Source organism: Aquabacter sp. (genome assembly GCF_965279295.1).
Classification (GTDB): domain Bacteria; phylum Pseudomonadota; class Alphaproteobacteria; order Rhizobiales; family Xanthobacteraceae; genus Aquabacter.
In genome coordinates this window covers 267,897-281,829 of sequence record NZ_CBDIHQ010000014.1, presented here as the reverse complement: position 1 = coordinate 281,829, position 13,933 = coordinate 267,897, and the positions used below count along the sequence as shown (strand labels likewise).

Here is a 13,933-nt window from a genome sequence, read left to right as displayed (position 1 = left end):
GCGACCATGAGCGAGGTTTCCGCCGGCAGCGCCGTAGCGTTCCTGGGCACAGGCATCATGGGCGGGCACATGGCCCGCCGTCTGGCACAGGCGGGTTTTTCGGTCCGCGCCTGGAACCGCAGCGCTACAAAATCCGAACAGCTTGCGCAGCACGGCGCCACCATCGCGCCCACGCCGCAGGCGGCGCTTGAGGGCGCGCGGGTCGCGGTGGTGATGCTGTCCACCGGCGCGGTGGTGGACGAAGTGCTGTTTTCCGGCCCCTTCCCCGCCATCACGAGTCTGGCGCCGGGATCGACGCTGGTGGTCATGAGTTCTATTCCCGTCGAGACCTGCCGCGCCCAGACGGACATCTGCACCGCCCATGGCATTGCCTATGTCGACGCGCCGGTCTCGGGCGGCGAAGTCGGCGCGCGGGAGGGCACGCTCGCCATCCTGGCCGGCGGCGCGCCCGAGGCGATCGCCCACCTCGCGCCCCTCTTCGCACCGCTGGGACGGCCGACGCGCATCGGGCCAGTGGGCACCGGCCAGTTGGCCAAGCTGTGCAACCAGATCATCGTCGGCGCCACCATGGTCGGGGTCGCCGAGGCGTTCAACTTCGCTGCCAAGGGCGGCGCGGACCTCGCCTGCCTACGCACCGCCCTGATGGGCGGCTTCGGGGACTCCAAGGTGCTCAACATCCACGGCGCCCGCATGGCGACGGGGGATTTCGTGCCCGGCTCCCCGGCGCAATATCAGCTGAAGGATCTGCGCACCGCACAGGCACTGGCAGGCGATCTCGGCCTGTCCCTCACCCTGTTGGACACCATGACATCCATGTTCACGGACATGATGGCGCATGGCGGCACCGACCGTGACGTCTCCGCCATATTCGAGGAAGTGGCGCGGCGCTCCGCGCAGCAATAGGAGGCCGGGATGGCTGAAGAGACAGACGGCGCAATCCGCGTCGAGCGCGACGGCCATGTGGCCCGGATCGTCATCGACCGCCCGCGCAAGCACAACGCCATCACCCCGCCCATGGCACGCAGCCTCGGCGAGACCTGCGCCGCTCTGGATGCGGACGAAAGCGTGCGCATCGTCGTCATCACCGGCGGCGGCGAGCGGGCGTTTTCCGCCGGCTCAGACATGAATGCGCTCGGCGAGATCACCGATCTCTGGGCATTCCGCAACCGCGTGGAATATGCCGCCGTGGTGCGCGACATGCGCAAGCCGGTCATCGCCGCCCTGCGCGGATGGGTGCTCGGCGGGGGCCTTGAGATCGCTTTGGGCGCCGACATCCGCATCGCCGGCGCCAGCGCGAAATTCGGCGCGCCGGAGGTGACGCGCGGCTGGGTTGGCGGCGGCGGCGCCTCGCAGATGCTGCCCCGCCTCGTCGGCTACGGCCAGGCCATGCGCCTGCTGCTCTCCGGCGACACCATCGATGCCGCCAGCGCCCTTGCCATCGGCCTGGTCGAAGAGGTGCTGGACGATGCCGATCTCGACGCCCATGTGGCGGCTCTGGCTCAAAAGATGGCGGCCTTCAGCCCGATCGCCACGCAGGCGGTGAAAGCGGCCACCCGCGCCGCCCTCTCCATGCCGCTTGAAGCCGGCATCCGCCACGAGAACGAACTTCACGTCATCTGCATGTCCGACCGCGGCCGGCACGAGGGCATCGCCGCCTTCCAGGAAAAGCGCGACGCAAAATTCGGCGCCTGAGGCGTTGCTCTCTGCCCTCGCCCTTAAGGTGGGATCAGACGTCCAGGCTGTCGAAAAAGCGACGCACGATCCGGGCGCACACATCAGGATCGGTCGCTGCCACATGGTAGGAATCCCCCGGCAGCACTTCCAGCTGGGAGCAGGGGATCGTCTCCTGCCACGCCCGCACGGCATCAACGCTGGCCAGTCCCGAGCCGGTGGTGGTGATGATGACCGAAGGACAGGACACGCGGGGCAGGTCCGCAGTGATGTCCACGGTCGGGACCATCTGAAGAAAGGCTTCCAGCGTAGAGGCCTGCGTCTTCGACATCAGGTTCACCCACCAGTCGATCGCCGCGGGCGGGAGCGAGGAGCCGAGCCGGAACGCCGTGGTCTCGCGCACCCAGGCCTCGACGCCCTCGTCCCGGATCTGTTTGCGCCAGACCGGCGCGCGATCCGCGAACGAGGTGAGCGAGGCCGGTGCCGCGACACCCGCAACCGCGATCACCCGGTCGGGATAATGGGCGGCGAGATGCAGGGCCAGCGCGCCGCCGATCTTGGCACCAACCAGCAGCACCTTCTCCAATTTCAGCGCGTCGAGCAGCGTGATGATGTCGACGCCGAGCTGCGCGAACCGGTAGGGATAATCGCCCGCCATGGGCGTGGAGGCGCCATAGCCGCGCAGATCCGGCCGCACCACCACATGATGGGTCGCGAAATAGGGCACCCAGCGCCGGAACGCCTCGCCGCTCTCGGCAAGGCCGTGCAGCATCAGCACCGGCGCCTTGGTCTCCCAGGGCAGCACATAATCATCCAGCCGGACGGCCAGTTCGCAATCGTCGCTGACTCGGACCTTCGAGATTTCCGTGGCCATCAGATGCACCTGGTTCCGCCGCCGTCGATGTTGATGCAGGTTCCCGTGATGAAGGACGCCCGATCGGAACAGAGGAAGGCGACCATGCCCGACACTTCCTCCGGCTGCCCCACCCGCCCGAGCGGAACGGAGGCGATGGCGGCAGTGTTCGCCGCGTTGGAATCCTTGCCGTCGAGGGTCGCGCTCTGGGACACCAACTGGTCCCATCGGCTGGTCTGTACCGGCCCCGGATTGACGCCGGTGACGAGCACATTGTCCGGCGCGCATTCCTCAGCCAGCGCCAGGGTGAAGTTCAGCAGCGCGGCATTCACCGCGCCGCCCACCAGATAGGCGGCGCGCGGCTGGTGTCCGCTGCGGCCGATGATGTTGACGATGCGGCCCCAGCGGCGCTGCCGCATTTCGGGAAGCACGTCGCGGGCGCAGCGCATGTAGCCGAGCAATTTCAGGTTGAGGGACTTCTCCCACACCGCGTCGGCGGAATCGGCAATGCGGCCCATGGGGGTCGCACCGGCATTGTTGATGAGAATATCGATCCGGCCGAAGGTGCTGCGGGCGAAGGCCATGGCCTTTTCCACATCGCCCGGCAGGGTCATGTCCCCGGCAAAGGCGACCACACGCCCGCGACCTGTTGCCGACAAGTCCCTGGCAGTGGCTTCAACCCGCTCGGGATTGCGCGCGACGATCAGGACATTGGCATTTTCAGCCGCGAGTTCGGCCGCGACCGCGCGGCCGATGCCCATGCTGCCGCCGGTCACCACCGCGACTTTGCCGCTCAGATTGAGATCCATGAAGATGCCGTCTCCTCAGTCGTTTCTTGCTTTGCCGTTGCGGCCACGCTCACTCGATCTTGGCGCCGGATTCCTGGATGATCTTCGTCCACTTCTTGGTTTCCTCGGTGAGAAAGGCACCGAACTGCGGGCCGAAAACCGTGCCGGGGTCCGCGCCAAGCTCAGCGAAGCGCTTCTGCACATCCGGCATTTTCAGCACTTTTTCAATGTCGCCTTCCAGCTTGGCGACAACCGGTGCGGGGGTCTTGGCCGGGGCCACCATGCCGAACCAGGCGCTGGCCTCGAAGCCGGGCACGCCGGATTCCGCAAGGGTGGGCACGTCGGGCATGGCGCTGGCGCGGGTGGCGCCGGCCACCGCGATGGCGTTGATGGACTTGGCCTGCACCTGCGGCAGCACCGCAGGCATGTTGTCGAACATCATCGGGATGTGGCCGGCGACCAGATCGTTCATGGCCGGGCCGGCACCCTTGTAGGGCACATGCACGATGTCGATGCCGGTCATGCTTTTCAGCAGTTCACCGGCGAGATGGTTGGTGGAGCCATTGCCCGATGAGCCGAAGTTGAGCGTGCCCGGCTTCGCCTTCGCGAGCGCGACCAAGTCCTTCACGTTCTTGACCGGGATCGCGGGGTTTACCGCCAAGACGATCGGCACGGAGGCGATCAGGGCAACGGGCGCGAAGGCCTTGGCCGGGTCATAGCGCAGGTTCTTATAAAGCGCGGTGTTGGTTGTGAGTGGAGGCGGCGCAGTGAGCAGCAGCGTGTAGCCGTCCGGGTCGGCGCCCGCGACAAAATCCGAGCCGACATTGCCGCCTGCGCCGGCGCGATTTTCCACCACGAAGGGCTGGCCCTCCAGCTCCGACAGCTTCTGCGCGACGATGCGCGCGATGATGTCGTTGGACCCGCCTGGCGGGAAGGGAACCACGATCTTCACAGGGCGGGAGGGATAGGTGTCCGCCATGGCGCCGCCGGCCAGCATCATGGCGCTGCAAGCGATCAGGAGGGAGCGGCGGCTGAACAGCGGCATGTCACGTTTCCTCGGGTTTTTATGATTTTGTCGGCAACCGCCCGCGTTCCGGAGCGGCCGATGGGCATCATGTTTCACGCGTGGGCACTTGGCTCGAAGATTCCCGGTTCAGCGACCAGCAAGCCCGGCGCGGGTGTGAATTCAGCCCCCCACAAGCCAAATCGTAATTCCGGCGACATTTTTGTCAACAATCATGCCGACATTCAAGAGGCCCATGCGTGCGCATGTGCCTGCGGCGTGCCGGTGGCCGAGAGCAGACGCTCGGCGATGGTCCGTCCGATCGGGATGGCCGATGTCGCCGCCGGCGAGGGCGCGTTGCAGACGTGCAGCACGCGCTCGGATTGTTGCAGCAGGAAGTCGTGCACCAATTGGCCGGAGCGGGTCACGGCCTGGGCGCGTATGCCGGCGCGGAACGGCGTCAGGTCCTCAAGCTCCAGGCCGGGGCAGTATTTGCGGCATTTCTCCAGGTAGCTTTTCTTGAAAAGCGAATCCCGCATCTCCTCCAGGCCGGAGGAAAGGTTGCTGCCGATGACCTTCCAGAAGCCGGGAAACCTCGCATAGCTGGCGATGTCCCGCGGGCTCACCGAGAATTTCGCGTATCCCTCGCGCGACCATCCCAGCACCGCATTGGGGCCGACCGTGAGTTCGCCATTGATCATCGGTGTGAGGTGAATGCCCAGAAACGGCAATTCCGGGTCCGGCACGGGATAGATCATGTGCCGCACGATGCCGCGCTTCTCCGGGCGGATGGAATAATACTCGCCCCGGAACGGCACGATCTGGAAATCCTCCTGCCCCTTCCGGCGCGGCGCGAGCCGATCCGCCTGAAGCCCCGCGCAGACCACCGCCATCTTCGCCAACCAGCGGCGGTCGCCGGCGACCACGGTGACGCCCGTCACCGTCTCTTCCACCCGGTCCACATTCACGCCGAGTTCGATATGGCCGCCCTGCGCGGTGATCAGATCGCCCATGGCGCGGGCCACGCGGGCGTAATCCACAATTCCGCTGGACGGCACGAGAAGCGCGCTGACGCCGCTGACGTTCGGCTCGATGGCCTTGAGGTCGGGCGCACTCAGCCGGCGGATCTCGATGCCGTTCTGCTGCGCGTTCTGTTCGAGATTGATAAGGCGGGCGTGCTCGGTCTCGTTGGTCGCGACCACCAGCTTGCCGATGGTCTCGAACGGAATCTGATGCGCTTGGCAGAACGCCTTTGTGGCCTGCGCGCCCTCGCGGCACAGCTTCGCCTTCAGGCTTCCCGGCTTGTAGTAGATCCCGGCATGGATGACGCCGCTGTTGTGACCGGTCTGGTGGGACGCAAGCAGCCGCTCCTTTTCCAGCAGAAGCACGGATGAGCCAGGCTGGCGGCGCAGGAGATCCATCGCCGTCGCAAGCCCAAGGATGCCGCCTCCGACGATGCAGAAGTCGTAGGTCATTGAACCCGTCTTTCCCTCTTGGCGCATGCCACTTTGACCCGCGCACCTTCGGGCGGCATCATCGGTATCAGCGTCGGCATTAATGTCAACAATCATGTTGACATGAAATGGCGTGTTGCGCCTTAATCTCCCGGCAGCGTAGGAGACTCTTCGCGAGGACGGGTTTTCAAGTAAAGTGGAAGCAGAAGATGCCGCAAACGCACATCATCAAGGTCGCGGACGTGAAGACCATCGAGCGCGGAGGGGGTGTGCAGACCACGCCGCTGATCACCCGCCATGGCGCGCCAGAGGCGAAGTTCACGACCGGCATGAGCGTCTATCCCAAGGGCAAGGGCGCCTTCATGCATCGCCACAATTGCGATGAGCAGGTGACGCTTCTCGAAGGCCAGGGCGAGTGCGAAGTGGACGGCGTCGTCACGCCGCTGGTGCCCTATGACAGCACCTATATTCCCGCCGGCCTGCTCCATGCGTTCCGCAACACCGGCGACGCGCCCATGCGCATTCTCTGGATCTATAGCTCCACGGCGGTCACGCGCACCTTCGCGGGGAGCGACGAGGAGGTCGAGCATCTCTCGCCCAAGGATCTCATGTCCAAATAGGCGGCCGGCGCGCGGACATCCGCCGCAAGTACATATCCGGGCAAGCGGATATGAGGGGCGGTCCGGCGCATGCTAATTTGCCGTGGCCCGGCGCGCTGGAATCACGACACCCGCCGGGCTTGCTGCCGAGGAAGAGTTACGCGATGGAGGCTTATTGATGCTCCGCAACGGGCCGCCTGCCGGTCCTGCGTCCGGTGAAGCGGGTTCGGCCGCAGCACCCAAGGATGCTGTCTCCCAGGATCAGGTCCTGAACGAGATCCGCATGGACATCATGTTCGGGCGTCTGCGGCCGCGCGAACGGCTGCTGGAAAACGAGCTGTCGCAGCGGTTCGGCGCCGGGCGCTACCTCATTCGGGGCGTTCTCACCGAGTTGCAGCGCCAGGGGCTGGTGGAGTTGCGCCAGAATCGCGGCGCAGTGGTCGCAGACCCGGCCACCTCCGATGTCGATCACCTCTATGACCTGCGCACCGTCCTCCAGCGCGAGGCGGCGAGCCGCATTCCCCTTCCCGCCACGCCCGAACTGCTGGAACAACTCGAAGACCTGAACCGGCAATATCTGACGCGCCTGACCAGCGGCGAACTCGACCGGGTGGTCGCGGCCAACGAGCAGTTTCACCGCGCCCTGTTCGGCGCCTGCGGGAATCCGTATCTGGCTGAGATGATCGAGCAACTCTGGCAGAAGACCGCAGCCATCCACTGCTATGCCATCGGTTCGCCGAACCTCGCCGGGCGCTCGCATCAGGAGCATGTGGACATGATCGCGGCCATGCGGGCTGGGGATAGCGCGGCCCTGGTCAAGCTGTGCGTCGACCACATGATGCCGGCGCTTGACGCCTACAAGGCCGCCCACGGCGGGTGGTCGGCCCGCGACCGGGGCTTTTCGCAACGGTGACGCCATGGTCGTCGGGCAGCGATTGCGCGCGCGCCGAAGGCCTCCATCCTTCTCACAATTTGGTTTGAACCATGTCGCAGCCCACGCTCCCTGTCTCGCCGCCACCGCCGCCCGCGCGCACGCCGCGCATCGCCGCCCTGCCCGGCATGACAGACAGCCATTTCCATGTCTTCGGCCCCACCGATGCCTATCCACTCCATCCCGCGCGGGGGTTCGATCCGCCTTTCGCGCCGGTGGAGGATTATCTGGCAATGGCGCGGACCATCGGCATCGCGCGCATGGTGGCGGTGCAGGGCGGCGTCTATGGCACCGACAATTCCTGCCTGCTGGACGCCCTGGCCAAGCTCGGTCCCGAGCGGGCGCGCGGCATCGCGGTGATCGACCAGAGTGCGACGGCGGAGGATATCGCGCGCATGCATGAGAGCGGCGTGCGCGGTATCCGCTTCAACGCCATCACCGGAAACACACCGGTTGATTGGCTACCCGCCCTGGCGACGCTGATTGCGCCGTTCGGGTGGCATATCCAACTCTGGATCGGCAGCGCCCGACTGCCCGAGGTCGCGGATATCCTGACCAACCTGCCCGTGCCGGTGGTGCTGGATCACATGGGGCAATTCCCCATCCAGGACGGCGTGGCCGGGCCGCAATTCCAGAACGTCCTCAGGCTGCTGGAAAATGATCACGTCTGGATCAAGCTGATCGGCTATCGCGTGTCGAACGCACCGGAGACCTTCGCCGACATCCTGGAGCCGGTGAAGGCGATCCTCGACACCGCACCCGAGCGGTGCCTCTGGGGATCGGACTGGCCGCACATCTTTTTGCAAGGTCGGCCGATGCCCAATACGACAGACTTGTTCGAAGCCGCCAGCGCCTGGGTGTCGCCGAGCGAGGCGCAACGAGTTTTCGTGGACAATCCGGCGCGCCTCTATGGCTTTGCCTGATGTACCGGGCACGCCGCGGCAGGATGCTAAAACAGCCATCCGAGGCGCGCGTTTACCAGCCAGAATTGATGAGTAAAGCATCTCCATTTTAAGGAGCTTCACCTCAAACTGTACACACCCGATCGGAGCAACGGGTGTTTCCGGCATCTGCAGAGGGCGGTCGATGCTTCGATGGTCGGAGCCATCCAGTTTTAATGAATGCGCCCTCTATCGCCCGGGATTAAGCGGCAAGGGGGAGCGAACGGATGTTGCCAGCGGCGTGTTCAACGCTTCGGCGCGGACTGTCTTGAGAGCCCTGGAAAGGGCGCGGCCGGCGATGAAGGTGAAGCGGCCCGCCGGCCAGCGATCTGGCCTGCCTTTCCCTGGGCCTTCTCCTGTTCGAGGTCGTTGACGCGCTCGACGTTGGAGAACAAGCGGACCCGCCTTTGATGTTGCCCGACGGCTGGACACCAAGAGCTGTGGCGATGTGAGTCTTGCCGGTACTGAAGTCGCGGTTCATCGACTTCAGCGGCGCCATGCGCCGAACGGAATGTCAAACCGGCGGCGTCATTGGGACGTGGCCCATTGCCGGGGTCCGTTCGGAGCTAAGGCGTTCCGTTCATAACGCGCTTCGCCGCAGGCTTCGGCCGGGGTGGAGACTTAGCCGCCGGGACCTTGCCCGCCGAAGCCCGCCGCGCTGGCTTCCTCTCGGATATGTCATCCTCGGGCACATCGTCCTTCGGCAGGTCATCATCGCCCGCATCGGCGTGCAAGCCGACGGCGCGCGATGTGCCCTTCGACGTGCCCATCATGGCCGAGATGGAAGCGCCCGCGTCGATCATGATCTGCTTGTAGTCCGACAACCGGGAATCCATTCGGATGCTGGGGCCGGTGATCGAGATGGAATAGTGCACCTCGTCGTTGATGTCGAAGATCGGCACCGAGATGGCGGTGACCCCGGGAATGCGCTGCCCGGAGGTGCAGGCGTAGCCATTGCGCCGGATTTCCGCCAATGCCGCCTTGAGCTTGGGCACGTCCACTTTATCCGAAGCCGGCGTGCGGGCGATGATGTCGTCAATCTCCGCTTCGCTCGCATAGGCGAGGAGAAGGCGTGCCGTCGCGCCGTGAAGCAGGCTGACGTGCTCGCCGGGCCGAACGATGGTCATCAGCGGAGAGGGCGTGTCCACCACGTCGATGCAGATCCGCTCGATGCCGGAGCGGATGTTGAGGGTGATCGTCTCACCGGTCCTGCGACACACATCCATCATGGCCGGGCGCGCGGCTTCGCGAATGCCCAGCGTGCTCTTCACCAGGCCGGCGAGGCGCAGGATCTTGAGCGAAAGGCAATAACGCTGGTTCTCCAGCCGCACCAGGAAGCCGCCGTTCAGCAGCGTGTTCACCAGCCGAAAGGTGGTCGCCTTCGGCATGGCGATCCGCTCCCCGATCTCCTGAAGAGAGAGGCTTTGGTGCTGGGTATCGAACGCATCGAAAATCGCCAGCGCCCGTTCAACAGCTCGGATCATGTCACCACCGCCGCAGCTTTCCTAACGCCATAAGTCCGTCTTCGATCATTCCGCCGCCTGCCGTACCGGCTGGCGTGCTTCGGGCCGCAGCGCGTTCAGGCCCGTCAATTCCCGTCCGAGAATCAAGGTCAGGATCTCGTTGGTTCCATCGGGGATCGGCAGCATGCGCACGTCCCGGTAGAGCCGCTCCAACCCTGTCTCCTCTGCAACCCCCATCGCGCCATGCACCTGCATGGCGAGCGAAATCGCTTCCGCGCACGCCGTCGTCGCGTACCTCTTGGCCATGGCCGAAGTCCCGTCCGCCCTGGCGCCGTCATCGATGAGCGACAAGGCGTGATAGCAGAGGAGACGGCTGGTTGTCACAGCGGTTGCAATATCGGCGAGACGCCCCTGCACAAGCTGCTTCTGGCCGATCGCTTCGCCGAACTGCCGGCGCACGCCGGCATAAGCGACCGCGATATCGAGCGCCTGCTGGGCCATGTTCACGGCGGAGAGGCCGAGCAGCGGCCGGTTGCCGACCCATGTGCTCTGGAGGATGCGCGCGGCGTCGCCCCCCTCGCCCAGCACATTGCGCATCGGCACACGACAATCGTCGAGCACGATTTCCGATAGGTGGCCCTGCTTGAAGCCAAGTACCGGAATTTCGTTGGCCTGATAGGGCGACTTGTCCCGCTCGATCAGCACGCGGCGCATCACGGCGGAACCATTTTCCGCCCGGCCGGCGGCGCAGGTGGCGATCATCACATCGCTGATCGTGCCGTTGGTGATCCACATCTTCGAGCCGGAGACGCTGCACTCGGCGCCGGCGTCGGTTAAGCGCGTGGCGATGCCGCGCGGGTCAGAGCCCGTGTTTGGCTCGGTGGAGCCGGTGCAGCAGATCTTGCGGCCGGCGATCAGGTCCGGCAGCAGGTTTTGGGCGTGCTCGGCCCCGCCCTCCGCGTGGATGCGCGCAATGGTGCATTCGTGGGAGATGAGCGAAATCGCGATCACCGGGGGCAATTGCTCGAACGCGATGCCGTAATCCAGCATGCGCATCTCGCCGCCGCCCACGGAGGCCGGCAAGCGGGGGGCGGTGAGGCCCATGTCCGCCAGCGCCGCGTAGATTTCCAGCATCACCGCTTTCGGCAGCGGGCGGTTGGGATCGTTTGCCGTCAGGCGCGGCTCGATCTGCGTGCGCACCATCCGGCGCACCGCATCGCGGAGCATGTCCTGTTCTTCGCTGAGCTTAAAATCCATGTCAGTCGATCCCGAACCGTTTCATCCCGATCATTGTTGGCGGCGACACCTCTCAGGGCATCACGAAGCCGCCGTTCACGCTCAGCACCTGCCCGGTGATCCAGGAGGCTTCATCGCTGCACAGGAAGGCGATCGAGGACGCGATGTCCTCCGGCTCGCCGATGCGGCCAGTGGGGTAGAGCTTCAGCACGCTCTTCACGCGGCGGGCATATTTTTCCTCGCCCATCTGCGCCCGCATGCTCTCCTCGCGATTGATGCGCAGCGGCGTATTGGTGGCACCCGGCGAGACCACATTCAGGGTCACGCCGCCACGCCCCACCTCCTGCGCGACTGACTTGATCAGTGCGATGACACCCGCCTTCGCGGCGGCGTAATAGGAGAGCCGTGCCTGGCCGATGCGCGCCGCATCGGAGGCGAGGCACACCACCCGGCCATAGCCGCGCTCGACCATCCCAGGCAGGACAGTGTGCAGGCCGAGCATGGGCCCCTGAAGGCAGACGCTCAGCATCCGCTCCCAGTCGGCCGGCGTGGATTCCAGGAACAGTTTGTCGTCGAGCACGGCGGCGCTGTTGACGAAGATGTCGAGCGGACCGAGCCCCGCTTCCACGGTCTCCACCATGCGCCTGACATCGTCCGCCCGCGTGATGTTGCAGGCGATGCCGATGGCGCCGGGCAGCGCTGCGGCGGCGGCCTCAGCCGATGCGCCATCAATGTCCGCAAGCGCCACCCGGCCGCCCTCGGCGGTGATGCGCTGGGCGGCGGCAAAGCCGATGCCCCGCGCGCCGCCAGTGATAAGGGCGACGCGGCCCTCGAAACGTCTTGCGCTCATCAGCCCGGCCTCCGGAAGCGCCGGAAGTCCGGCTTTCGCTTGTCCAGAAAGGCGTTGATGCCTTCCATGTTCTCCTCATTTCCGTAGATCGAGGCGAGCATTTCGGCGTTGGGGAAGAACGCCGAATAGAAGTCGCGGTCGGAACCAGAATTCAGGGCGATCTTGGCGATGCGAATGCTTTGCGGGCTCTTGTCGAGAATGTCGGAGCATAGGGCATCCACAGTGGCGTCGAGGTCTTCCGCCGCCACCACCTGGTTGATCAACCCCATCTCAACCGCCTCGCGGGCGCTGTAGAGACGACAGGTGAACACCATTTCGCGGGCCTTGCGCTCGCCCACGAAGCGCGTGAGCAACTGGCAAGCGCCCCAGATCGGGATGCTGCCGACGCGCGGACCGGTCTGGCCGAACTTGGCGTCCTCACTCGCGACCGTCATGTCGCAGAACAAATTGATCTCATTGCCGCCGCCGACGCAGAAGCCCCGCACTTTGGCGATTATCGGCTTGTCCATCATGCGCATGACGCTGGACAGGTTGAACAGCCGGCGCATGTGCTTGCGCCCCACGGGCGGCACGCGCTTCGACTGGTCGCGGATATCGCCGCCGGAGCAGAACGCCTTGTCGCCCGCCCCCGTCAGCACGACGACGCCCACCTCCGGATCATCGGCGGCGCGCGCCATGGCGTCCGTGAGTTCCTCATAAGTCCTTGGTCGAACAGCGTTTCGCACGTCCGCGCGATTGATGGTGATGCGGGCAATGCCGCCTTCGGCTTGGTACAGAACGTCCTCGTAGGGCACCTGCGTCTCCCTGTCGTATCGCACCCGGATTTCACTAGACGGACCCGGTTTCAAAATGATATATCCGCCGCAATGCCGACGATCAACTCAAGATCGGCACTTAGGGAGAAAAGCATGCTTCGACTTTCCGCGAGCGGATTCCTGTCTTCTCTCGCCGTGGCAGCCGCTCTCGCGGCGACGCCGGCGCTGGCGCAGGATGCCATTAAAATCGGTGTGCCGATGGAGCTGAGCGGGCGTTTCGTCGCCTATGGCTCATCCGGCAAGCGCGGCGTCGAATACGCCGCCGAGGTCTATGGCGGCAAAGTCGCCGGCAAGAAAATCGACCTTCTGGTGCGCGACATTCAGTCGGAATCCCAGGCCACCATTTCGGTGTTCAACGAGCTGATCGGCAAGGAAAAGGTCAATTACATCATCGGCCCCATCGGCAGCCCGACAGTCGCCGCGGCGATCCCGGCGTGGCGTCAGGGCAAGCCGATCTGGCTGGTTCCCGGCTCGTCCAGCACCAAGCTGGAAGAAGAGATCGGTCAGGACCCGGAATTCTTCCACACCTTCCCCTATGCCTATAATTACCATGAGAGCGTGGCGGCGGCGCTGAAGAACCAGTTGCCCGCAGGCCAGAAGGTCGCGATCGTCTATTCTGACGACAATTACGGCCGGACCCACCAGCCCTACGCCAAGAAGTATCTCACTGATGCCGGCTTTGATGTCGTCATCGAGGAGATCGTGCGCACCAATGCGTCCGACATGAACCCGCTGCTGACCAAGATTTCGCGGGTGAAGCCCGACATCCTGCTCGGCCTGGTTCAGACCACCGATGCCGTGACGCTCGCCAAGCAGGTCTATACCCGCAAGCTTCCCGTCCCGTATCTGGTCGGCACCGCCGCGACCCAGCTCGACGAGTGGCAGAAGGCCGTCGGCCAGGCGCAGGAAGGATGGGTTGGCGTGACCACCTATCTGCCCGGCCTCCAGCGGCCCGGCAACAAGGAATATCCCAAGCTGTTCCCGTCGAGCGACGAGTGGGAAGCAGCATTCATCAAGAAGTATGGCCAGGAGCCCGACTTCGAGGACGCCGGTTGCTACGTCACCGCCATGATGCTGTTCCTGGCCATCGAGAAGGCCGGCGGCGACGACAAGGAAAAGGTCGCGGCGGAACTGCGCAAGATGGACATTCCCAACACCCTTCTGGGCACCGCGAAGTTCGTCTCCACCCCGAGCGGCACCAAGCAGCAGGCGTTCACGGACATGGTCGTGTTCCAGCGCGAGAACGACAAGAACGTGATGCTGTACCCGCCGGGACCGACCGTCGGGAAGATCAAGCCCGTCAAATACTGACCCGACCTCCGGCCCGGG

Annotated in this window: 14 protein-coding genes and 1 pseudogene; 6 read left to right on the top strand and 9 right to left on the bottom strand. The window is 64.9% G+C overall.

Going from position 1 to position 13,933, the window contains the following annotated elements; all coding sequences use genetic code 11:
- Window positions 1-6: 6 nt before the first annotated feature.
- On the top strand, window positions 7-903 hold the full coding sequence (locus ADADO0_RS10305; protein WP_511305039.1) for an NAD(P)-dependent oxidoreductase: 897 nt from the start codon (window positions 7-9) through the stop codon (window positions 901-903).
- 9 nt (window positions 904-912) lie between these two features.
- Complete coding sequence (locus ADADO0_RS10300; RefSeq protein ID WP_511305038.1) at window positions 913-1,692, top strand: enoyl-CoA hydratase/isomerase family protein; 780 nt, start codon at window positions 913-915, stop codon at window positions 1,690-1,692.
- Window positions 1,693-1,726: 34 nt separating this feature from the next.
- Here the strand turns inward: ADADO0_RS10300 and ADADO0_RS10295 are convergent, their stop codons facing one another.
- The 4 genes from ADADO0_RS10295 to lhgD form a co-directional block, all read right to left on the bottom strand.
- Window positions 1,727-2,545, bottom strand: a complete 819-nt coding sequence (locus tag ADADO0_RS10295; RefSeq protein ID WP_511305037.1) for an alpha/beta fold hydrolase — start codon at window positions 2,543-2,545, stop codon at window positions 1,727-1,729.
- Window positions 2,545-3,333: an SDR family NAD(P)-dependent oxidoreductase gene (locus tag ADADO0_RS10290; RefSeq protein WP_511305036.1), complete on the bottom strand. Its 789-nt coding sequence runs from the start codon at window positions 3,331-3,333 to the stop codon at window positions 2,545-2,547. The genes ADADO0_RS10295 and ADADO0_RS10290 overlap by 1 nt, the downstream gene beginning before the upstream one ends.
- A gap of 49 nt (window positions 3,334-3,382) precedes the next feature.
- Complete coding sequence (locus tag ADADO0_RS10285; protein ID WP_511305035.1) at window positions 3,383-4,357, bottom strand: Bug family tripartite tricarboxylate transporter substrate binding protein; 975 nt, start codon at window positions 4,355-4,357, stop codon at window positions 3,383-3,385.
- Between the two features lie 203 nt (window positions 4,358-4,560).
- Entirely contained in the window at window positions 4,561-5,790 is a 1,230-nt protein-coding gene (gene lhgD, locus ADADO0_RS10280; RefSeq protein ID WP_511305034.1) for an L-2-hydroxyglutarate dehydrogenase, read from the bottom strand.
- Window positions 5,791-5,978: 188 nt separating this feature from the next.
- On the opposite strand from lhgD, the gene ADADO0_RS10275 reads away from it, so the two are divergent.
- The 3 genes from ADADO0_RS10275 (at window position 5,979) to ADADO0_RS10265 (ending at window position 8,222) form a co-directional block, all read left to right on the top strand.
- The gene (locus tag ADADO0_RS10275) at window positions 5,979-6,389 is read left to right on the top strand and encodes a cupin domain-containing protein (protein ID WP_511305033.1); all 411 of its coding nucleotides are present in this window, start codon (window positions 5,979-5,981) and stop codon (window positions 6,387-6,389) included.
- Window positions 6,390-6,546: 157 nt separating this feature from the next.
- Window positions 6,547-7,281 (top strand): GntR family transcriptional regulator, encoded by a 735-nt coding sequence (locus tag ADADO0_RS10270; RefSeq protein WP_511305032.1) that lies wholly within the window; start codon window positions 6,547-6,549, stop codon window positions 7,279-7,281.
- 71 nt (window positions 7,282-7,352) lie between these two features.
- Window positions 7,353-8,222 (top strand): amidohydrolase family protein, encoded by an 870-nt coding sequence (locus ADADO0_RS10265; RefSeq protein ID WP_511305031.1) that lies wholly within the window; start codon window positions 7,353-7,355, stop codon window positions 8,220-8,222.
- A gap of 341 nt (window positions 8,223-8,563) precedes the next feature.
- Here the strand turns inward: ADADO0_RS10265 and ADADO0_RS10260 are convergent.
- The 5 genes and pseudogenes from ADADO0_RS10260 to ADADO0_RS10240 form a co-directional block, all read right to left on the bottom strand.
- Window positions 8,564-8,703: pseudogene (locus tag ADADO0_RS10260) on the bottom strand (ATP-binding protein); the annotation flags it as partial.
- A gap of 103 nt (window positions 8,704-8,806) precedes the next feature.
- On the bottom strand, window positions 8,807-9,724 hold the full coding sequence (locus ADADO0_RS10255; protein ID WP_511305030.1) for an IclR family transcriptional regulator: 918 nt from the start codon (window positions 9,722-9,724) through the stop codon (window positions 8,807-8,809).
- A 45-nt stretch (window positions 9,725-9,769) separates the two neighbouring features.
- On the bottom strand, window positions 9,770-10,960 hold the full coding sequence (locus ADADO0_RS10250) for an acyl-CoA dehydrogenase family protein (protein WP_511305029.1): 1,191 nt from the start codon (window positions 10,958-10,960) through the stop codon (window positions 9,770-9,772).
- 52 nt (window positions 10,961-11,012) lie between these two features.
- Window positions 11,013-11,789 (bottom strand): SDR family NAD(P)-dependent oxidoreductase, encoded by a 777-nt coding sequence (locus ADADO0_RS10245; protein ID WP_511305028.1) that lies wholly within the window; start codon window positions 11,787-11,789, stop codon window positions 11,013-11,015.
- Complete coding sequence (locus tag ADADO0_RS10240; protein WP_511305027.1) at window positions 11,789-12,583, bottom strand: enoyl-CoA hydratase-related protein; 795 nt, start codon at window positions 12,581-12,583, stop codon at window positions 11,789-11,791. Before ADADO0_RS10240 ends, ADADO0_RS10245 begins: the two co-directional genes overlap by 1 nt.
- A gap of 114 nt (window positions 12,584-12,697) precedes the next feature.
- On the opposite strand from ADADO0_RS10240, the gene ADADO0_RS10235 reads away from it, so the two are divergent.
- Window positions 12,698-13,915: an ABC transporter substrate-binding protein gene (locus ADADO0_RS10235; RefSeq protein WP_511305026.1), complete on the top strand. Its 1,218-nt coding sequence runs from the start codon at window positions 12,698-12,700 to the stop codon at window positions 13,913-13,915.
- The last annotated feature ends 18 nt before the right edge of the window (window positions 13,916-13,933 follow it).